At 70.5% G+C, this 18,984-nt stretch carries 17 protein-coding genes; 8 read left to right on the top strand and 9 right to left on the bottom strand.

Annotated features, from left to right (window positions below; translation table 11 throughout):
• Positions 1–45: 45 nt before the first annotated feature.
• Positions 46–3,945: a glycoside hydrolase gene (locus VC184_RS02535; protein WP_323987195.1), complete on the bottom strand. Its 3,900-nt coding sequence runs from the start codon at positions 3,943–3,945 to the stop codon at positions 46–48.
• A gap of 114 nt (positions 3,946–4,059) precedes the next feature.
• On the bottom strand, positions 4,060–5,043 hold the full coding sequence (locus VC184_RS02530; protein WP_274178324.1) for a LacI family DNA-binding transcriptional regulator: 984 nt from the start codon (positions 5,041–5,043) through the stop codon (positions 4,060–4,062).
• A gap of 171 nt (positions 5,044–5,214) precedes the next feature.
• Here VC184_RS02530 and VC184_RS02525 point away from each other — a divergent pair, with 171 nt between their 5' ends.
• From VC184_RS02525 to galE, 6 genes are all read left to right on the top strand, one after another.
• Entirely contained in the window at positions 5,215–6,138 is a 924-nt protein-coding gene (locus VC184_RS02525) for a carbohydrate ABC transporter permease (protein WP_112616347.1), read from the top strand.
• Complete coding sequence (locus tag VC184_RS02520; protein ID WP_112616345.1) at positions 6,135–7,013, top strand: carbohydrate ABC transporter permease; 879 nt, start codon at positions 6,135–6,137, stop codon at positions 7,011–7,013. The genes VC184_RS02525 and VC184_RS02520 overlap by 4 nt, the downstream gene beginning before the upstream one ends.
• Before the next feature lie 83 nt (positions 7,014–7,096).
• On the top strand, positions 7,097–8,443 hold the full coding sequence (locus VC184_RS02515) for an ABC transporter substrate-binding protein (RefSeq protein WP_269267155.1): 1,347 nt from the start codon (positions 7,097–7,099) through the stop codon (positions 8,441–8,443).
• Positions 8,444–8,517: 74 nt separating this feature from the next.
• Positions 8,518–10,056: an arabinosylfuranosidase ArfA gene (arfA, locus tag VC184_RS02510; RefSeq protein ID WP_274178323.1), complete on the top strand. Its 1,539-nt coding sequence runs from the start codon at positions 8,518–8,520 to the stop codon at positions 10,054–10,056.
• Positions 10,053–11,804: a glycoside hydrolase family 35 protein gene (locus VC184_RS02505; RefSeq protein WP_323987194.1), complete on the top strand. Its 1,752-nt coding sequence runs from the start codon at positions 10,053–10,055 to the stop codon at positions 11,802–11,804. The genes arfA and VC184_RS02505 overlap by 4 nt, the downstream gene beginning before the upstream one ends.
• A gap of 40 nt (positions 11,805–11,844) precedes the next feature.
• Positions 11,845–12,825 carry a UDP-glucose 4-epimerase GalE gene (galE, locus tag VC184_RS02500; RefSeq protein WP_114589248.1) on the top strand — a complete coding sequence of 327 codons (981 nt, stop codon included), beginning with the start codon at positions 11,845–11,847 and terminating at the stop codon, positions 12,823–12,825.
• A gap of 82 nt (positions 12,826–12,907) precedes the next feature.
• On the opposite strand, the gene VC184_RS02495 is transcribed toward galE, so the two are convergent.
• Positions 12,908–13,891 carry a LacI family DNA-binding transcriptional regulator gene (locus tag VC184_RS02495; RefSeq protein WP_323987193.1) on the bottom strand — a complete coding sequence of 328 codons (984 nt, stop codon included), beginning with the start codon at positions 13,889–13,891 and terminating at the stop codon, positions 12,908–12,910.
• A 63-nt stretch (positions 13,892–13,954) separates the two neighbouring features.
• Here VC184_RS02495 and galT point away from each other — a divergent pair, with 63 nt between their 5' ends.
• Both galT and galK read left to right on the top strand, forming a co-directional pair.
• Positions 13,955–15,115, top strand: a complete 1,161-nt coding sequence (gene galT, locus VC184_RS02490; protein WP_114589247.1) for a galactose-1-phosphate uridylyltransferase — start codon at positions 13,955–13,957, stop codon at positions 15,113–15,115.
• A complete protein-coding gene (gene galK, locus VC184_RS02485; protein WP_404568304.1) occupies positions 15,112–16,302 on the top strand; it encodes a galactokinase in 1,191 nt (396 codons plus the stop codon). The genes galT and galK overlap by 4 nt, the downstream gene beginning before the upstream one ends.
• 59 nt (positions 16,303–16,361) lie before the next feature.
• Here galK and VC184_RS02480 read toward each other — a convergent pair whose 3' ends face one another.
• The 6 genes from VC184_RS02480 to VC184_RS02455 are packed head-to-tail and all read right to left on the bottom strand — an operon-like array spanning position 16,362 to position 18,867.
• Complete coding sequence (locus tag VC184_RS02480) at positions 16,362–16,532, bottom strand: CsbD family protein (RefSeq protein WP_023952533.1); 171 nt, start codon at positions 16,530–16,532, stop codon at positions 16,362–16,364.
• Between the two features lie 59 nt (positions 16,533–16,591).
• A complete protein-coding gene (locus VC184_RS02475) occupies positions 16,592–17,206 on the bottom strand; it encodes a hypothetical protein (protein ID WP_323987191.1) in 615 nt (204 codons plus the stop codon).
• Positions 17,203–17,787: a DUF6286 domain-containing protein gene (locus VC184_RS02470; protein WP_112616331.1), complete on the bottom strand. Its 585-nt coding sequence runs from the start codon at positions 17,785–17,787 to the stop codon at positions 17,203–17,205. The genes VC184_RS02475 and VC184_RS02470 overlap by 4 nt, the downstream gene beginning before the upstream one ends.
• Positions 17,784–18,179 (bottom strand): hypothetical protein, encoded by a 396-nt coding sequence (locus tag VC184_RS02465; protein WP_323987189.1) that lies wholly within the window; start codon positions 18,177–18,179, stop codon positions 17,784–17,786. The genes VC184_RS02470 and VC184_RS02465 overlap by 4 nt, the downstream gene beginning before the upstream one ends.
• The gene (locus VC184_RS02460; protein ID WP_023952539.1) at positions 18,176–18,367 is read right to left on the bottom strand and encodes a DUF2273 domain-containing protein; all 192 of its coding nucleotides are present in this window, start codon (positions 18,365–18,367) and stop codon (positions 18,176–18,178) included. The genes VC184_RS02465 and VC184_RS02460 overlap by 4 nt, the downstream gene beginning before the upstream one ends.
• Positions 18,364–18,867 carry an Asp23/Gls24 family envelope stress response protein gene (locus tag VC184_RS02455; RefSeq protein ID WP_114589121.1) on the bottom strand — a complete coding sequence of 168 codons (504 nt, stop codon included), beginning with the start codon at positions 18,865–18,867 and terminating at the stop codon, positions 18,364–18,366. Before VC184_RS02455 ends, VC184_RS02460 begins: the two co-directional genes overlap by 4 nt.
• Positions 18,868–18,984 lie beyond the last annotated feature (117 nt).

Below are 18,984 nucleotides of genomic sequence, written 5' to 3'. Positions count from 1 at the left end.
GTGCCGATCGTCACATCGATCGGCACGGCCTCCGTTGTCAGGCGCTCAGGCCTGCGCGCGTCGGCGACGCAGCACGAGCGCTCCGGCGCCGAGCATGAGCAGCGCGAGCGCGCCCATCACCGTCCCGGTGATGCCGCCGGCATCCCCTCCCGTGCGTGCGAGATCGCGCGCGTCCGTCGAGGCAGCCGAGCCGTTCGCTCCGGCTCCCGTCGCCGAGCCGCTACCCGAACCCGAGCCAGCGCCCGAACCCGGAGTGCCGGTGCCACCGTCGGTGCCACCATCGGTGCCGCCGCCCGTTCCCGGGTCGACGACGGCGGCGGTCGGGACGATCGCCGCTGAGCGGGCGGTGCCGTCGATGAAGCCGGCCGCCTCGGCGGCCACCTCGACCGAGATCTCCCGGCCTTCGTCGGCGGCGGTCAGCGCGTAGGTGTCGGCGGTGGCGCCATCGATCGCCGCCCCGTCGCGCAGCCAGACGAACGCGCGTGCCGCGTCCGCGGGATCGGTGACGGCCACCGCGCGCACGGTCGCGCCGACGCGCGGCTCGCCCGACACGACCGGCGTCTCGACGCCGACGGCGCGGTTCACGGTCACCGAGTAGGTGCGCGAGGCGCCGTCGGGAGCCGTGACCGTCACGGTTCCGGTGCTGCTGATCACGTCGTCGGCCGCAGGCGCGGCATCCGCCGCCATGCGCTGGACGTCGCCAGCCTGGTCCTCGCCGGGCTGGGTCACGACGACCGTGGCATCGTCGTCGACCGCGAGCGCGTGGAGCATCGGCCACGCGGACCCCGTCGTCGTGACGGTGTACTCCAGGGTGTCGGGCGCGAACCCGTCGACGGGCACGTCGCCGACCGTGAGGCGCGCGAGATCCGTGATCCCGGCCGGCGCCGGTGCTGCGGCGAAGATCTCGACCTCCGACACGATCATGTGCGTGTCGGGACGGGCGTTCAGCACGACGCGCACCTCGTCGGCGGCGCCGGTGACCGGCACCTCGACGCGCGGCGCACCCGCGGTGGGCTCCGGCACCGGAACGAGGTCGCCCTCGACCCAGTCGCCGCCGCTCACGCGGTGGTCGACCCGCATGGTCGCGGGCCAGCTCAGCGAGCTGCCGTCGCGGTAGAACTGCACGGCGACACGCGTCAGGGTCTCGCGCTGCGCCAGGGCGTAGCTCAGGGTGTCCTGCGCGTTCTTCGTGCCCGAGCGCCAGTTCGACCAGCCCTTGTCGGTCGAGCTTCCGTTGATCGTGTTGCTCACCGCGTACTGCGTGCTCTCGGTGAAGGTCGCGCTCGGGCGGCTCTCGGGGGCGACGTTGCGCTCGGACGCGGCCGTGACGATCACGGTCAGCCGCGCGTCGAGCTTCTCGCCGCTCGGACCCGTGGCCACTCCGGGCACCGAGACCGTGCCGGGCTCGGCGAACGCACCATCGGCGATGCCGTCCCACGCCCACTCGACCGGGACCGGGAAGCCCGCTCCCGAGGGTCGCAGCTCGGCCTCCACGGTGTCGTCGGCCTGGCTCCTGACGGCGTCGAGGGCGCTTCCGGCCGGGACGGTGACGGATGCCGGCCGCGTCGCGGTGTAGGCGCCGATCTCGACGGTCGCGGTCGCTTCGAACGAGCCGCCGAACAGCTCGGTGCCCGTGCCGGTGACCTCCACCGCACCGGGGCGCGAGAAGTCGACACCGTCGAGCTGCCACGTCACCGGCGCCTGTCGCACCGTCCCTCCGACGTAGCGCACGCTCACGGACGCGGGCAGTGTCGGGGCGACGCCGACCGCGGTCGCGACCGTGACGGGCTCGGTGCCCGCGACGCTCGTGCTCGCGATGCGCCACTGCTGGTTCCCGCCGCCGTTCGAGGTCCACAGGCCCACCGCAGCGCCGGACGTCGTGCTGCCGCCGTTCACGTCGAGCACGCGCTCCGCGGCGACGTTGAGCACCGAGTAGTACGTGCCGTCCGTCGTCGAGGCCATCCACTGCAGGGCGGGATCGGCCGCGGCTGCCGCCGGGTCGGCATCCACGAGCGCCGTGGCCGTGCCGCGCGAAGCGAGGAACTGCCCGGAACCGTTCTGCAGCGTGAAACGGTGGCGGTTGGTGCCCGCGCCCTCGATCGTGCGGACAGTCCAGGCCTGTCCGCGGGCGGCCTCGGCCGTGGTGGCGAGCGAACGGACCGCGAGGCTCGAGCTGCCGTCGAGGGCGAGTCCGCTCTGAAGACCCGTGAGCTGCACCGTCTCGCCGTCGCGGAAGGCCGCGGCATCCGATGAGACGCCCGAGACGCCGTCGATGACGAAGGTCACGACCGACTTGGCGGGCACCGTCAGCGTCGCGGTGCGGGATGCCGCGTCCACGGCGACCGGCTGCCCCTGCCGGAGCGCGTTGACCGAGGGCTCCGCGGCGGTCGACTGCGTCGTCACGATGGGGGTCACGGTCGCCCCGGGGGCCACCGTGCCGAAGTCGCTCAGGTCGATCTCCACCGTGCGTTCGGCGGCCTCGGCGTTGACGTGCACGATCGTGGCGCCCTCGCCGTCGGCGTCGATCGCCGCCGTCGACTGCGCGTTGTCGGTCGCGATCAAGCGGTCGCCGGGGGTGATGTAGTGCGTGAAGTTGCGCACGGTGTTGAACTTCTCGTTCGTCAGCACCTTGCAGGAGGGGTCGGCGTCACCGTCGCGGAGCCGGCGCTCGGACTGCCCCTCGTCATTGCAGTCGAAGTCGATGAAGACGCTGCCCCAGTTCAGCTTCTCGACCTTCTCCATGTTGTAGAGGTCCTCGACCGGCTGCCAGAACACCCAGGCGTCGGGCTCGAGCTCGCGCAGGTCACCGACGATGTGCTGGGCCATGCCGAGGCCGTTGTCGATGTCGTCGGTGACGAACCCCTTGCTCTGATCAGTCCAGTTGCCCTCGACCTCGCTCATCCACAGCGGCTTGTCGGCGGCCTTGGCGATGTCGCGAACGACCTGGCGCCCGCCGGTGCCGTACGTGTGCACGTTCAGCTGATCGACGAGGTCCTTCGCCTCCGCAGACCACGTGTTCCAGTTGGTGGCGAAGATGCCGGGGTTGGTCTCGTCCATCGCCGAGATGACCGCGTCGGTGGTCGTCCCCGACTGCGCGAGGCGGTCGGCGAGGGCGGCGATCATCGCGTCCTGCGCCTCCGGCCCGATGTGCGCGCCCTCCTGGCGTCCGCCGGTGGGCCACGTGGCACCGTCGGGGATCTGCGTCGACCAGTAGTTCGTGTTGGGCTCGTTGAACGGGTCGATCGTGTCGAACGAGATGCCGTGGACCCGCTCGAGCTCGTCGACGACGTTCACCAGATAGCCGGCGAACTTGTCCATGTCCGCCGGGGCGAGCTGCTCGCTCGTGGCGTTGTTGATCCCGCCCGAGACGTAGCCGCTCTGGGTGAGGAAGTAGGGCGGGGAGTTGCTGAACGCCTCCCAGTGCGTGACCTTGTCCTTCAGCGCGTCGAGCCACCAGCGCTGAGCGGAATCCTGGGAGAAGTCGAAGGCGTCGGGATCGTCGGGGTCCCAGGCATCCCGGTACCGGTCGCGGTCAGCGAAGGTCGAGGTGATCGCCCCTTCGTCATCGGTCGCCGGCAGGTTCGGATTCCAGAAGCCGGGAACCGCGCCGCCCGGCCGCAGGTACGGCGGGACGTCGGAGGCGTTGCCGCCGCCGATGTTGTAGCGCGCGATGTTGAGGTTCAGGCCTTCGTCGCCGAAGACGGCGTCGAAGAGGTCCTGCCGGACGTCGTCGGGATAGTCGCCGGTCGCGTTGGCGAACCAGACGAGGCTCGTGCCCCATCCCTCGAACGGCTTCTCCGAGGCGGTGGCGGGATTCGGAGTGATCCGCACGGCAGCGGCGTCGGCGGCATGCACCGGCGGGGGCGCGACGGCGGTCGCAGCGGTGAGCCCACCGGACGCGAGCGCCACCGCGCAGGTCATCGACATCAGTCGAGCTGACTTCATCGTCATTCCTATCCGGTCGCAACGATGCGACCTCAGGGGGGGGTGATGTTGACGTAAACATGTTGACGTCAACATCGAGCCTACGGGACGCCTCTGTCCCGGTGCAACGGTTGATCAGCGGCGCGGGCCGGAACTCGCACGCACGACGAGCTCGGTGGGGACGAGCGTGCGCTCGGCCGGCACCTCTCCCCCGTCGATCTCGGTGAGCAGCGACCGCACGGCGGCCGCGCCGATCCGGTCGAAGTACTGACGTACGGTCGTCAGCGGGGGCCAGAAGTTCGCCGACTCGGGAGCATCGTCGTACCCGACGACGCTGACGCTCGCCGGCACAGGGCGATCGGCCTCGTGCAGCGCGCGCAGCAGCCCGAGCGCCATGCGGTCGTTGGCGACGAAGACCGCCGTCACGCGGTGGTCGCCGGCGAGCGCCCGACCGATCTCGTAACCCGACTCCGCGGTCCAGTCCCCGACGTGCACCTCGGGCACAGCCGCACCGCGGGCGACGAGCGTGTCGTGCCAGGCGGCTCGCCTGCGCTCGGCGGCGAACGACTCCCGCGGCCCTGAGATGTGGCTCACCGTCTCGTGCCCGAGGTCGAGCAGGTGCTCGGTCGCGAGGCGCGCGCCCAGCGTCTGGTCGTTGTCGACGACGGGATACGGGTAATCGGCACTCGAGTCGACCACGACGACGGGGAGTCCCGTCGGCAGCGCCAGCTCGCGCTCGCCCAGACGATGCGTCTCGATCAGGATGATGACGCCGTCGACGGCATGCTCGGCCAGGCGCACGAATGCACCCGAGACGTCGGACTGCGTCGCCGACTGCACCGTGATGACGGTGAGGGAGTACCCCGCCTCGGCGGCGACGGATGCCACGGCGTCGAGCGTGCGCGTGTTGCCGTAGCTCGCGAGCGAGAACATGATCACGCCGATGCTGCGGAAGCGCCCCGAACGCAGTGCACGCGCGGCACTGTTGGGTCGATAGCCGAGCTGCGCCATCGCATCCTGGACGCGCGCCCGGGTCTCGGGGTCGACGTTCTCGCGGCCGTTCGCGACCCGCGAGACGGTCTGACCCGACACGCCGGCCATCGCCGCCACGTCGGCCATCGACACTTCCCGACGCCGCGGTCGAGCGTCCGGGCGTACGGCTGGCCCTGCTTTACCCATGCCCGGATCCTCCTTGATGTTGACGTTGACATGCTAGCGTCTCCGAGTTATGTTTACGTCAACATCCGCGCTCAATCGGCGAGCGCCTGCATCACAGAAGAGGCACGGACGATGACGACCACAACGGCACCCCCTCCCGCCGTGCGCACCGCGCGGAAGCGGCGGCGCGTCAGCGTCGAACAGCGCGGATGGCTCTTCGTGGGGCCCTTCGCGATCGTGTTCGCCCTCGTCTTCCTCGCACCCCTCGCCTACGCGCTCTACCTCAGCTTCTTCCGCGAGCAGATCGTCGGCGGCAACGCGTTCGTCGGCTTCGAGAACTACCTGACGGCCTTCGCCGACCCGAAGCTGTGGGACGGCTTCCTCCGCGTGCTGCTGTTCCTGCTGATCCAGGTGCCGATCATGCTCGTGCTCGCCCTCGCTGCGGCCCTCGCGATCGACAGCGCGCGCCTGCACGCCTCGGGCTTCTACCGGATCATCATCTTCCTGCCCTACGCCGTGCCCGCCGTCGTCGCGGTCCTCATGTGGGGCTACATCTACGGCGACCAGTTCGGCCTCGCCGGCAACATCAACGATCTGCTCGGTGCCCAGGTCCTGCGACCCTTCCTCCCCGAGTGGATGATGGTCTCGATCGGCAACATCGTGACGTGGCAGTTCGTCGGCTACAACATGCTGATCTTCTACTCGTCGCTCAAGACCATCCCCGGTGAGCTGTACGAGGCGGCATCCCTCGACGGCGCCGGCGCCTGGCGCACGATCCTCTCGATCAAGATCCCCGCTCTGCGCGGCTCGATCGTCATCGCCACGATCTTCTCGATCATCGGCAGCTTCCAGCTCTTCAACGAGCCGAACATCCTCAAGCCCCTGGCCCCGAACACGATCACGACGTTCTTCACGCCGAACATGTACGCGTACAACCTCTCGTTCGCCGGCCAGCAGTACAACTACGCCGCCACCGTCGCGATCATCATGGGCGTCATCACGGCGGTCATCGCCTACGTCGTCCAGTTGCGCGGATCCCGTCAGGAGATGCGATGACCGCTCCCGCCCTCGCCCGCAGCACGCCGTTCGCCCGGCGGAAGTCCGTCGTACTCACCGTCGTGATGAGCCTGTTCATCCTCTACACGCTGCTGCCGCTGTTCTGGCTGATCATCAACGCGACGAAGACGCAGGGCGACCTGTTCACGACGTTCGGCCTCTGGTTCGGCGACAGCTTCAACCTGTGGAACAACATCGTCGACACGTTCACCTACCGCGACGGCATCTTCCTCCGGTGGCTCGGCAACACGCTCCTCTACGTCGTCGTCGGCGCGGGCGGAGCCACGGTGCTGGCCACAATGGCGGGCTACGGCCTGGCGAAGTACAACTTCCGCGGCCGCAAGGCGGTCTTCGCCGTCGTCATCGGCGCCGTCGCCGTTCCCGGCACCGCCCTCGCGGTCCCCACGTTCCTCATGTTCAGCCAGCTGGGCCTGACGAACACCCCGTGGGCGATCATCATCCCCTCGCTCATCAGCCCCTTCGGCCTGTACCTGATGTGGGTGTTCGCCAGCGACGCCGTTCCCACCGAGCTGCTCGAGGCCGCTCGGATGGACGGCGCCAGCGAGATGCGCACGTTCTTCACCATCTCGACCAAGCTCCTCATGCCCGGCATCGTCACCGTGCTGCTGTTCGCGGTCGTCGCCACGTGGAACAACTACTTCCTCCCGCTCATCATGCTCAGCGACCCCGCCTGGTACCCGCTCACCGTCGGGCTCAACCAGTGGAACGCCCAGGCCACCGGAGCCGCGGCGCAGCCGATCTACAACCTGGTGATCACCGGATCGCTGTTGTCGATCATCCCGATCGTGGTGGCCTTCCTCATGCTGCAGCGCTTCTGGCAGTCCGGTCTGAGCGCCGGCAGCGTCAAGCAGTGAGCACACCCCCCGAAGACCCTGTATTCCGCACCACCTGAATCCACAACAACCCGAATCCACAACAACGAAGTGAAGGAACTCCCATGACACCCATGCGCAAGGGATCGGCGCTGCGTCGCGCCGCATCCGTCGTGGCCCTGACCGCAGCCGCCGGCCTCGTGCTGGCCGCCTGCTCGTCCTCCGGCCCCGCCGCGGGCAGCGGCAACCCCGACGACCTCGACGCGGCCCTGAAGGCCGGCGGTGAGATCACCTACTGGTCGTGGACCCCGTCCGCCGAGGCGCAGGCCGAGGCGTTCATGAAGAAGTACCCCGAGGTCAAGGTCAACGTCGTCAACGCGGGCACCAACACCGAGGAGTACACCAAGCTCCAGAACGCGATCAAGGCCGGCTCGGGCGCCCCCGACGTCGTGCAGATCGAGTACTACGCCTTCCCGCAGTTCGCCCTCACCGACGGGCTGCTCGACCTCGCGCCCTACGGCTTCGGCGACCTCGAGAGCGACTACACCGCCTCGACGTGGAACTCCGTCGACTTCGACGGCAAGATCTACGGCCTCCCGCAGGACTCGGGTCCCATGGCGCTGTTCTACAACAAGGCGGTCTTCGACCAGTACGGCCTGACGGTCCCGACGACGTGGGACGAGTACATCGCCACCGCGCGTCAGCTCACCGCCGCCGACCCGACGAAGAAGATCACGAACGATACCGGTGACGCCGGCTTCGCCACCAGCATGATCTGGCAGGCGGGCGGCCAGCCGTTCTCCGCCGATGGCACCGACGTGACGATCAACGTCGCCGACGAGGGCTCGAAGAAGTGGGCCGACACCTGGAACACGCTCGTCGAGGACGACCTGATCGCCAGCACCCCGAGCTGGAGCGACGAGTGGTTCAAGGGCCTCGGCGACGGCTCGATCGCGACCCTCGTCATCGGCGCCTGGATGCCCGGCAACCTCGAGTCGTCGGTGGCCGACGCGGCGGGCGACTGGCGCGTGGCTCCCATGCCGACCTACGACGGCACCCCGGTCTCGGCCGAGAACGGCGGCGGCGGCCAGGCGGTCACGAAGCAGAGCGAGAACCCGGCCCTCGCCGCCGCGTTCCTGAAGTGGCTGAACAACGACGAGGAGAGCCTGACGATCTTCGCCGAGAGCGGCGGCTTCCCCTCGACGACCGCGCAGCTCGAGTCGGATGAGTTCCTGAACAAGGCGCCCGAGTACTTCGGCGGCCAGAAGATCAACGAGGTGCTCGTGCAGGCGGCCAAGGACGTGCGTCCGGGCTGGCAGTACCTGCCCTTCCAGGTCTACGCGAACAGCATCTTCAGCGACACCGTCGGGCAGTCCTACGCCTCGAAGTCCGACCTGAACGAGGGCCTCGCCACGTGGCAGGACCAGCTCGTGCAGTACGGCAACGACCAGGGCTTCACCGTCAACAAGTGACGCCCGACGAGGGGCGGGTCGCATCGAGCTTCGGTCCGGCCCGCCCCTCGCCATGTCCCCCCAGGAGAAGAGCAATGACCTCCCCCACCCGCATCTCGCTCGACACGGCCGCACCCGGGCCCGTGGTCCCGCGCCGACTCTTCGGCACCTTCGTCGAGCACATGGGCCGCTGCGTCTACGACGGCATCTTCGAGCCGGGTCACGCCACGGCCGACGACGCCGGCTTCCGCGCCGACGTCCTCGAGCTCGTGCGCGAGCTGGGCGCGACCGTCGTGCGCTATCCCGGGGGCAACTTCGTCTCGGGCTACCGGTGGGAGGACGGCGTCGGCCCGCGCGGCCAGCGCCCCGTGCGCCTGGATGCCGCATGGCACAGCACCGAGACCAACCAGGTCGGGCTGCACGAGTTCGCCGCGTGGGCCGAGCAGGCGGGGCTCGAGCTCATGGAGGCCGTGAACCTCGGCACGCGCGGCGTCGCCGAGGCCGCCGACCTGCTCGAGTACGCCAATCACCCGGGCGGCACCGCCCTGTCGGAGCGCCGCCGCGAGAACGGGCGCGCCGAGCCCTTCGGCATCCGGCTCTGGTGCCTGGGCAACGAGATGGACGGCCCCTGGCAGATCGGCCACAAGACCGCCGACGAGTACGGCCGCCTCGCCGCCGAGAGCGCCCGGCTCATGCGGTTCATTCATCCCGACATCGAGCTCGTCGCCGCGGGCAGCTCGAACCACGAGATGCCGACCTTCGGCGAGTGGGAGCGCACCGTGCTCCGTCACACCGCGGGGCTCGTCGACCACATCTCCGTGCACGCCTACTACGAGGAGACCCCGGGCGACCCCGCGAGCTTCCTCGCCTCCGGCGCCGCCCTCGACGCCTACATCGGCGAGGTCGCCGGCATCATCGACGAGGTGCGCGCCGAGCGCGGCATCACCGACCCCATCGGCATCAGCGTCGACGAGTGGAACGTCTGGAACCAGACCCGCTGGAACGAGGTCGACAAGCCCGAGGTGTTCACGGGCGACTGGCCCGTCGCCCCGCGCCTCATCGAGGACGACTACACCGTCACGGATGCCGTCGTCGTCGGGTCCCTCCTCATCACGATGCTCCGCCGCGCCGACCGCGTCTCGATGGCGAATCTCGCGCAGCTCGTCAACGTCATCGCGCCGATCCGCACCGAGCCGGGCGGCGCGGCCTGGCGGCAGACCACCTTCTTCCCCTTCCAGCTGACCGCGGCCGCGGCATCCGGCCACGTCGTGGTGCCGGTCATCGACACTGGCGTCATCCCGACCGCGCGCTACGGCGACGTGGGCGCCGTCGACGCCGTTGCGACGATCGCCGGCGACGAGCTGTCGATCTTCCTCGTGCACCGCGGACTCGACGCCGAGACACCCGTCACGATCGATCTCGACCGCTCGGCCGCGAGCGCGGAGGCGCTCGTGCTGACCGTCCCCGCCGGCGGCGACCGGCACACCGTCAACAGCGCGTCGTCGCAGCCCGTCGCGCCGGCATCCCTCGCCGTCGACATCCGCGACAGCGCCGTGACCCTGACCCTTCCCCCGCTCTCCTGGGCGCGCGTGACCGTGCGCCTGAACCCCGGAACGAATCGAGTGACCGCGTGACGACCTTCAGCATCGGCGAGACCGACTTCCTCCTCGACGGGCGCCCCCACCGGGTCATCGCGGGAGCCCTGCACTACTTCCGCATCCACCCGAAGCACTGGGCCGACCGCATCCGCAAGGCGCGGCTCATGGGGCTCAACACCATCGAGACCTACGTCGCCTGGAACGCCCATGAGCCGGTGCGCGGCGAATGGGATGCCACGGGCTGGAACGACCTGGGGCGCTTCCTCGACCTCATCGCGGCCGAGGGCATGCACGCGATCGTCCGCCCCGGCCCGTACATCTGCGCCGAGTGGCACAACGGCGGACTTCCGGTGTGGCTCACCAGCACGCCCGGCATCGGGCTGCGCCGTTCCGAGCCGCAGTACCTCGAGGCGGTGAGCACCTACCTGCGCCGGGTCTACGAGATCGTCGCCCCGCGTCAGATCGATCGCGGCGGCAACGTCGTGCTCGTGCAGATCGAGAACGAGTACGGCGCCTACGGCTCGGACCACGACTATCTCGGCACGCTCACCGAGCTCACCCGCGCCTGCGACATCACCGTGCCGCTGACGACCGTCGACCAGCCCGAGCCTCACATGCTCGCGGCCGGAACGCTGCCCGACCTGCACACGACCGGATCGTTCGGCTCGCGCGCCACCGAGCGCCTCGCGACGCTGCGCGAGCATCAGCCGACCGGGCCGCTCATGTGCTCGGAGTTCTGGGACGGCTGGTTCGACTGGTGGGGCGGGGTGCACCACACCACGGATGCCGCGGCTTCGGCATCCGAGCTCGACGCCCTGCTCGCCGCGGGAGCGTCGGTGAACATCTACATGCTCCACGGCGGCACGAACTTCGGCACCACGAACGGCGCGAACGACAAGGGCCGCTACGCCCCCATCGTCACCTCGTACGACTACGACGCTCCGCTGGACGAATCGGGCCACCCGACCGAGAAGTACCACGCGTTCCGCGAGGTCATCGCCCGGTACGCCCCGGTCCCCGACGAGGTGCCGCCCGCGCGGCCTGCGGCTCCCGTCCTGTCGGTCCCGCTGCGGACCACGGGCGACTGGCTGCCCGCGGCGGATGCTGACGGCGGCGCGGTCGACCTTCCTCCCACGTTCGAAGAGCTCGGACAGCTCGGACCTCTCGTGCGTTACGACATCGCGCTGCCCGCCGAGCCGTTCGGTGATTCCGACAGCGCCGTGCTCGCCTTCGCGGAGGTCCGCGACCTCGCCTGGGTCGCGGTCGACGGCGCGCCGATCGGCCGCCTGCAGCGCGCGCTGCACGAGCGGTCGCTGCCGATCCCCCGCGGGTCGCGGCTGACGGTGCTCGTCGAGGACCAGGGCCGCGTGAACTACGACGTCCGTCTCGGCGAGAACAAGGGCCTCGTCGGCCCCGTCACCCTCGGCGGCCACGAGCTGACCGGCTGGTCGGCGCAGCCCGTCGACCTCGCGGCCGTCGCCGCCGGCATCGCCCGGGCGTCCGAGCACGCCGTCGCCGGACGCACCGGTCTCGTGGGCACGTTCGACCTCGACGAGCCCGCCGACCTCTTCCTCGACACGGATGCCTGGAGCAAGGGCTACGCGTTCGTGAACGGGTTCTTCCTCGGCCGGTACTGGCGCAACGGCCCGCAGCGCACGTTGTACGTGCCCGCACCCGCCACCCGCGCCGGGGCGAACGAGATCGTCGTCGTCGAGCTCGAGCACGTCGTCGAGCCCGTCGCCGCGTTCGTCGCCGCGCCCGACCTCGGCCACCGCGAGGAGTGAGCGTGAGGGAGCCCCGCCGCGATCGGGCAGGATGGATGTCATGAGCTGGATGGTCACCGGTGGTGCTGGATACATCGGCGCGCATGTCGTGCGCGCCCTCGCCGCGGCGGGTCTCGACCCCGTCGTCCTCGACGATCTGTCGAGCGGGCACGCGGGGTTCGTCCCCGAGGGCGTGCCGTTCGTCCGCGGCTCGATCCTCGACCGTCCGCTCGTCGAGGGCGCGCTGCGCGAGCACGGCGTCGAGGGCGTCATCCACGTCGCCGGCTACAAGTACGCCGGAGTCTCGGTGACCCGCCCCCTGCACACCTACGCGCAGAACGTCGAGGGCACGCGGATCGTGCTCGAGGCGATGGAGACCGCGGGCGTCGACAAGATCGTCTTCTCCTCCAGCGCCGCCGTCTACGGCACCCCCGACGTGCCGCTCGTCACGGAGGACCTGCCCAAGCGTCCCGCGTCGCCCTACGGCGAGTCGAAGCTCATCGGCGAGTGGCTCCTGCGCGATCAGGCCGTCGCGACCGCGGACTCCCCCGCACCCCTGCGCCACACCTCGCTGCGCTACTTCAACGTCGTGGGCTCGGGCGACCCGTCCGTCTACGACACCAGCCCCCACAACCTCTTCCCCATCGTCTTCGAGAAGCTGATCGCCGGTGAGACCCCGCAGATCAACGGCGACGACTACGACACCGAAGACGGCACGAACGTGCGCGACTACGTCCACGTCGCCGACATCGCCGCGGCCCACGTCGTCGCCGCCCAGCGCCTCGCCGCCGGTGAGAGCGTCGAGCCGGCCTACAACCTCGGGTCGCAGAACGGCCTCTCGGTCCGCGAGATCATGGACGCGATGGCCCGGGTGACCGGCATCGACTTCACGCCGAGGGTCGGCCCCCGCCGGCCCGGCGACCCCGACCGCATCGTCGCCACCGGAGAGCTCGCCGCCCGCGACCTCGAATGGGCGAATCGCTACTCGGTCGACGAGATGGTCCGCACCGGCTGGGAGGCCCGCCGCGCGGCATCCGTCTGACCCGCTCGCCGAGCGCGGGGATCAGGCGCAGTTCCGGGGATGACGCGCGGTTCGAACCGCGTCGGACACCCCGAACTGCGCCTCATTCCGCCGCGAAACCGCGTACCGAGCTCGCGCGGACCACGAGTTCCGTGGGAACGGTGCGCAACGCGGCCGTTGAGCCCGACTCGATGACCTCCACGAGCGCCTCGACGGCGCGGGCGCCGAGGGCGTCGAAGTCCTGGCGGACGGTCGTCAGCGGAGGCCGGTACTCCGCGGCATCCACGACGTCGTCGAACCCGACGATCGCGACGTCGTCCGGCACAGCGCGACCGGCGTCGCTGAACGCCCGCAGCAGGCCGAGCGCCATCTGGTCGTTGGCGGCGAACACCGCCGTGGCGCCCGCGAGCCCCGCTCCCGCCGCGTGACCGCCGCGCGAGGTCCAGTCGCCGCGGACGACCTCGGGCGCGACGGCATCCGCGTCGATCAGCGCCTCGCGCCAGCCGCGTTCGCGCTCTTGCGCCGCGAACGACGCCTCGGGCCCCGCGAGGTGGTGCACCGTCGCGTGCCCCAGCTCGAGCAGATGCCGCGTCGCCAACCGGGCGCCGCCCGCGTGATCGGTCTGCACGATCGCGAAGCGCTCGTCGGGCGGCGAGTCGACGACGACGAGACGCAGGTCGGCGGGCGGTGCGGTGTCACGAGCGAGCCGCGTCGCCTCGTTGAGCACGACCGCCCCGTCGACGCCCTGGTCGCGCAGCTGCGCGAAGGCCTCCGCGATGTCACGCGCCCCGGCGACCGTCACCACGGCGAGGGCGTAGTCGCGCTCGCTCGCCGCGTCGGCGATGGCCTGCAGCATGCGGGAGTTGCCGACCGAGGCGAGCGTCGAGACGACGAGGCCGATCGTGCGGGTCTGGCCGGTGCGCAGGGCCCGGGCGGCGCGATGCATGCGGTAGCCGAGCGCCGCCATGGACGCCTCGACGCGGGCCCGCGTCGCGGGGTCGACGCGCGGGCTGCCGTTGGCCACGCGCGAGACGGTCTGCGCCGAGACGCCCGCGTGGGCCGCCACCTGGGCCATCGACACGCGCATGCCGGTCCTCTCGTCGGGTGTGTTGACGATAGCACGGCCGGAATGTAGCGTGTTATCGTGAACATCAGCGCTCCTCCCGCCGTGCCGCTCGGCGCGGGCGTCGTCAAACGCTCCACGCGACTCGACGACGGCCGCGAGCTCATCTACTACGACGACCCCGAGACAACGCTCGGCCCCGAGCGAGCGGTCGACGCCCGCACCCTCGACCCGCGCCCCGAGACCGCGACGATGCGGCAGGACGTCCTGACGGGTGACTGGATCTCGATCGCCGCATCACGGCAGAACCGCGCCTTCCTGCCCCCGGCCGAGCTCGACCCGCTCGCCCCGCAGACACCCACCAACCCTTCCGAGATCCCGTCGCGCTACGACGTCGCCGTCTTCGAGAACAAGTCGCCGTCGTTCGGTCCCGCCCTCGCCGAGGCGTTCGGCGGCGCGCCCGCGGCATCCGATCCTCCCCGCGGCATCGATGACCTCGCCCACCTCGGCCTCGGCCGCACCCGCACGAGCGTCGGACGCACCGAGGTCGTGTGCTTCTCTCCCGAGCACGCCGGATCGTTCGGCACCCAGACGGTCACCCGCGCCCGCACCGTCATCGAGGCGTGGGCCGACCGCACGGCCGCGCTCTCGACGCTCCCCGGCATCGAGCAGGTGTTCCCGTTCGAGAACCGCGGCGAGGCGATCGGCGTCACCCTGCCGCATCCGCACGGGCAGATCTACGCCTACCCGTACATCACGCCCCGCACGACCCGCTTGCTCGACTCGATCGACCGCACGGCTCCCGACCTGTTCCAGCGCATCCTCGAGTTCGAGCAGGCCGGCCCGCGGGTCGTGCTCCGCGGCGAGCACTGGACGGCGTTCGTCCCGTTCGCCGCGCGCTGGCCGATCGAGGTGCACCTGCTCCCCCACCGGCACGTCGCCGACTTCGCCGAGACGAACGACGCCGAGCGAGACGAACTCGCCCCGCTCTACCTGCGCCTGCTGCGCGGCATCGACGCGCTGTACGACACCCCGACGCCGTACATCGCCGCGTGGCACCAGGCTCCGGTCCGCCATGCGCGCGACACCGCGCGTCTGCACCTGCAGCTCACGAGCCCGCGCCGCGCCGCCGACAAGCTCAAGTTCCTCGCCGGTTCCGAGGCGGCCATGGGCGCCTGGATCGGCGACATCCCGCCCGAGACCGCGGCCGCGCGTATCCGCGAGGCCGTAGAAGGAGTGACCCTGTGACCGACACCGATCCGCGCACCGATGCGCGCGACCTCCTGACCTCGCTCGGCGCGACCGCGACGAGCGAGTGGTCGGCGCCCGGCCGCGTCAACCTCATCGGCGAGCACACCGACTACAACGACGGCTTCGTGTTCCCGTTCGCCACGCCCCACCGCACGCACGTGGCGCTCGCTACCCGCGACGACGGCCGGCTGCGCGTCATCTCGACGTTCGACACGGTGCCGGTAGAGGTGGCGATCGCCGACCTCGACGCGATCTTCCCGACCACAGGTGGCGAGCACGCCGTGCCCGAGTGGTCCGCATACCCGCTCGGCGTCGCCTGGGCATTGATCCAGGCCGCCGGCGCAGACCCGACCGCGCTGACCGGCGCCGATCTCGCGTTCGCGTCGAACGTGCCGGTCGGCGCAGGCCTGTCGTCGTCCGCGGCGATCGAGGGCGCCACCGCCTCAGCACTCAACGAGCTGTGGAACCTCGGACTCGACTCCGTCGCGCTCGCGCAGGTGGGCCGTCGCGCCGAGAACGAGGCCGTCGGCGCTCCCACCGGAATCATGGACCAGATGGCGTCGATGCTCGGCGAGCCGGATGCCGCCACCTTCCTCGACTGCCGTTCGCTCGAGACCGATGAGGTCGAGCTCGGCTTCGCCGCCACGGGGCTCACGCTGCTGGTCATGGACACCAACGTCAAGCACGCGCACTCCACCGGTGGCTACGGCGAGCGCCGCGCTTCGTGCGAGAAGGGCGCGCGGGTCATGGGCGTCCCGATGCTGCGCGACCTGTCGGTCGGCGACCTCGACCGTGCCGCCGAGCTGCTCGACGACGTCACTTTCCGCCGGGTCCGCCACATCGTCACCGAGAACCAGCGTGTGCTCGACACGGTGCAGACCCTCCGGGAGCAGGGGCCACGAGCGATCGGGTCGCTGCTGGACGCCTCGCACGCCTCGATGCGCGACGACTTCGAGATCTCCGTCCCCGAGCTCGACCTCGCCGTCGAGACCGCCCGCGCGGCCGGCGCCATCGGCGCGCGCATGACCGGCGGCGGCTTCGGCGGTGCGGCGATCGCACTCGTCGAGACCGCCGCCGTCGACGACGTGGCTGATGCCGTCGAGAAGGCGTTCGCTGCCGCCGGGTACGCGACCCCGACGATCTTCCCCGTCAGCCCGTCGGCCGGCGCGCGCCGCGACAGCTGACGCGACGAGACCACAAGAGGGGGATGCCGACACGGCATCCCCCTCTGCAGTCACGCGGCTTACTTGAAGGCGTCCTTGACGTCTTCGCCCGTCTTCTTCGCCTCGGCCTTGACCTGATCGGCCTTGCCCTCGGCTTCGAGCTTGTCGTTGTCTGTCGCCTTGCCGATGGCTTCCTTCGCCTTGCCGGCGATGTCCTGGGCGGCGTTCTTGATCTTGTCGTCGAGACCCATGATGGGCTCCTCTCTTTCGGTGGTGGCGCCCCGCGGGCGGGGCTGTGGACGTGCGCGATTCAGGACAGGCGGCGCTGGTCGTGCGCCAGCTTCGCGCGCAGCCCGGTGTGGATGGAGATGTAGGTCGTGAGCTGCTGACCCGTCAGCGTGCCGAGGTTGCCGACGAGACGTTCGACGGTCTCGGCCACGTGCAGCGGCGAGGTGTTCTGCCGCGGGGTCACGCTGACGTGCAGCACGGGCTGCTTCTTGATGTCGTTCGCGGTGACGCGGGCACTGAGGATCTCGTCGCGGTCGGCCAGCGCGTTCTTCAGCGCATCCGCCGCGAAGCCCTCCGTGACCGTGATGCGGCCGAGGTCGCTCTCCGCCCCGGTCGCCCGGAGCGCGGTCCGGCGGCGGCCGTGGATGCTGCGCACGACCAGCACGATCAGCAGCACGACCAGCAGCGCGAGCGCGGCGAGCACGCCGACGGCGAGCCAGGTGAGGCTCGTGGCCGCGATGACGGTGGCATCCCACGCCTGCTTCGCCCAGTCCTCGGCCCCGGATCCGACCGAGGTCCAGGTGTCGGCGGCCGCCGGCCACACCGCGCCGGCGATGATTCCGCCGCCGACGACGACGAGCACCAGTCCCAGGATCAGGAGGATCGTGCGGTTGACCGCGCGATTGGTGTTGTTCATGCGTTCTCCTCCTGTTCGCGGGGCCGCTCGATCCGCACCGCCGTGCGCAGCTTCGACGCGAGTCGATACGACTCCAGCTCCGCATCCGCGAGGGCGCGGACCTGCGTCTCGTCGACGGGGACTCCCACCGCAGGGGTGAGGGTCACGTCGACCGAGCGGTGTCCGACACCGACCCGCACCTGGTCGCGGGGCAGTCCGCTCTCGTCGCTGACCCGCTGCGCGATCGCCGAGGCGATCACGCCGTTGTCGGCGACGACGGCGCTCTCGCCGACGACGAGCTGGTGCTTCGACAGGCGGCCCGGGGCGACGGCGAGCACCACGAGGACCACGCCGAGCACCGCGATGACGGCGCCGATGGCGACGCTGACGCCGACCGGTACCTCCGTCGGGAGACCGACGACCCACCCGAAGGCAGCGGCGGGTCCGAGGAGAAGCGCCGGCTGACCCGCGAGGTTCAGCACGATCTCCGTGCCGACGTAGATCAGCGCGAGGATGACGAGGACGACGGCGACGATCATCGCGACGGTGCGCGGCGAGTGCGTCTCACGTCGCACGACGCGGCGCAGCACGGGACTGCTCATCGGACTCTCCTCCTTGCGGGTGTCGTGGCACCGGTGACGGTGATGTCGACGCGGGTGACGGGTTTACCCAGCACGCGGCCGAGCTCTTCCTGCACGCGGTGCTGGGCCTCACGGGCGATGTCGACGACGACTCCGGCGGCTCGTACCGCTTCGGTGTCGTCGAGCGACGGGACGGGGAACGGCGCCTGGATGCGGACGGCCACCCCACCCCGGTGATCGGATGCCGTGACCGACACGCGGTCGACGTCCACTCCGATGACCTGGGATGCGATCTGTTCCGAGACCTTCCGCACCACGCGCTCGCGCACAACGACCCGTCCGGCGAGACCGGACGCCCCGCCGGCGGCGGCCGTGACGCCGCCACCGGGACGGATGGCCTCTGCAACGGTCATGACGAGGTGCGCCGACCTGTCAGCACGTCGGCCAGCCCGCGGACGTCGAGCTTGCCGGACGCGATGCGACCGACCGCCGCGCCGATCGCCATGAAGAGGGCGACGAGGAGGAATCCCCAGAAGCCGAACAACAGGGCGGCGGCGGCGAGGATGGCGCCGATCAGCGCACCCGAGACGGTGGCACTCATGCGACGCGCGACTCGGACTCGTTGTCGTCGTCGTCAGCGCCGGCGATGTGCACGTCGTTGACCTCGACGTTGACCTCGACGACCTCGAGGCCCACGAGACGGCTGATGGCACCGGCGACGGCGGCGCGGACGTTGTCGGCGACCTCCTGGATCGGCGCCGGGTACTCGACGACGATCGTGAGGTCGGCGGCGGCCTGGGTCTCGCCGACCTCCACCTTCACGCCCTGCGACAGGTCGGTGGCGTTGATGGCGTCGCGGATCGCACCGAAGGCGCGTGCTCCGCCGCCACCGAGCGCGTAGACACCGGCGACCTCACGCGCCGCGATGCCGGCGACCTTCGCCACGACGCCGTCGGCGATCGTCGTCTTGCCCGCGGCGTCGGTGTCGGCCGGGACGCGCGACGACGAGAACGTGCGGTCGACGCGCGAAGCCTGCGGCGCGGCAGCCTGCGACTTCGTGGTCTCAGCAGCGGGGGCGGTGTTCTTCTGGTCCTCAGCCATGACGTTTCCTTATCTGTCTGCGTTGTCCGATGCAAGCTCTCGGCTCGTCATTCGGTGAGCGTTACGTTCGCTCTACAGATAAGAGGGCGGCTCATCCGGATTCGTCACAAAAAAGTT

It is taken from the genome of Microbacterium plantarum, from assembly GCF_035231185.1.
In the GTDB taxonomy this organism is placed as follows: Bacteria; Actinomycetota; Actinomycetes; order Actinomycetales; family Microbacteriaceae; genus Microbacterium; species Microbacterium plantarum.
This window is presented reverse-complemented; position numbering and strand designations above follow the sequence as displayed.

Bases quoted from the DNA above. Each gene is read 5' to 3' on its own strand.
- VC184_RS02455 (WP_114589121.1), bottom strand. From the start codon at position 18,867: ATGGCTGAGGACCAGAAGAACACCGCCCCCGCTGCTGAGACCACGAAG.
- VC184_RS02475 (WP_323987191.1), bottom strand. From the start codon at position 17,206: ATGAACAACACCAATCGCGCGGTCAACCGCACGATCCTCCTGATCCTG.
- VC184_RS02495 (WP_323987193.1), bottom strand. From the start codon at position 13,891: ATGCGCGTGTCGATGGCCCAGGTGGCGGCCCACGCGGGCGTCTCGGCG.
- arfA (WP_274178323.1), top strand. From the start codon at position 8,518: ATGACCTCCCCCACCCGCATCTCGCTCGACACGGCCGCACCCGGGCCC.
- VC184_RS02470 (WP_112616331.1), bottom strand. From the start codon at position 17,787: ATGAGCAGTCCCGTGCTGCGCCGCGTCGTGCGACGTGAGACGCACTCG.
- VC184_RS02535 (WP_323987195.1), bottom strand. From the start codon at position 3,945: ATGAAGTCAGCTCGACTGATGTCGATGACCTGCGCGGTGGCGCTCGCG.
- VC184_RS02460 (WP_023952539.1), bottom strand. From the start codon at position 18,367: ATGAGTGCCACCGTCTCGGGTGCGCTGATCGGCGCCATCCTCGCCGCC.
- VC184_RS02515 (WP_269267155.1), top strand. From the start codon at position 7,097: ATGACACCCATGCGCAAGGGATCGGCGCTGCGTCGCGCCGCATCCGTC.
- VC184_RS02480 (WP_023952533.1), bottom strand. From the start codon at position 16,532: ATGGGTCTCGACGACAAGATCAAGAACGCCGCCCAGGACATCGCCGGC.
- VC184_RS02520 (WP_112616345.1), top strand. From the start codon at position 6,135: ATGACCGCTCCCGCCCTCGCCCGCAGCACGCCGTTCGCCCGGCGGAAG.
- galE (WP_114589248.1), top strand. From the start codon at position 11,845: ATGAGCTGGATGGTCACCGGTGGTGCTGGATACATCGGCGCGCATGTC.
- VC184_RS02465 (WP_323987189.1), bottom strand. From the start codon at position 18,179: ATGACCGTTGCAGAGGCCATCCGTCCCGGTGGCGGCGTCACGGCCGCC.
- VC184_RS02525 (WP_112616347.1), top strand. From the start codon at position 5,215: ATGACGACCACAACGGCACCCCCTCCCGCCGTGCGCACCGCGCGGAAG.
- VC184_RS02530 (WP_274178324.1), bottom strand. From the start codon at position 5,043: ATGGCCGACGTGGCGGCGATGGCCGGCGTGTCGGGTCAGACCGTCTCG.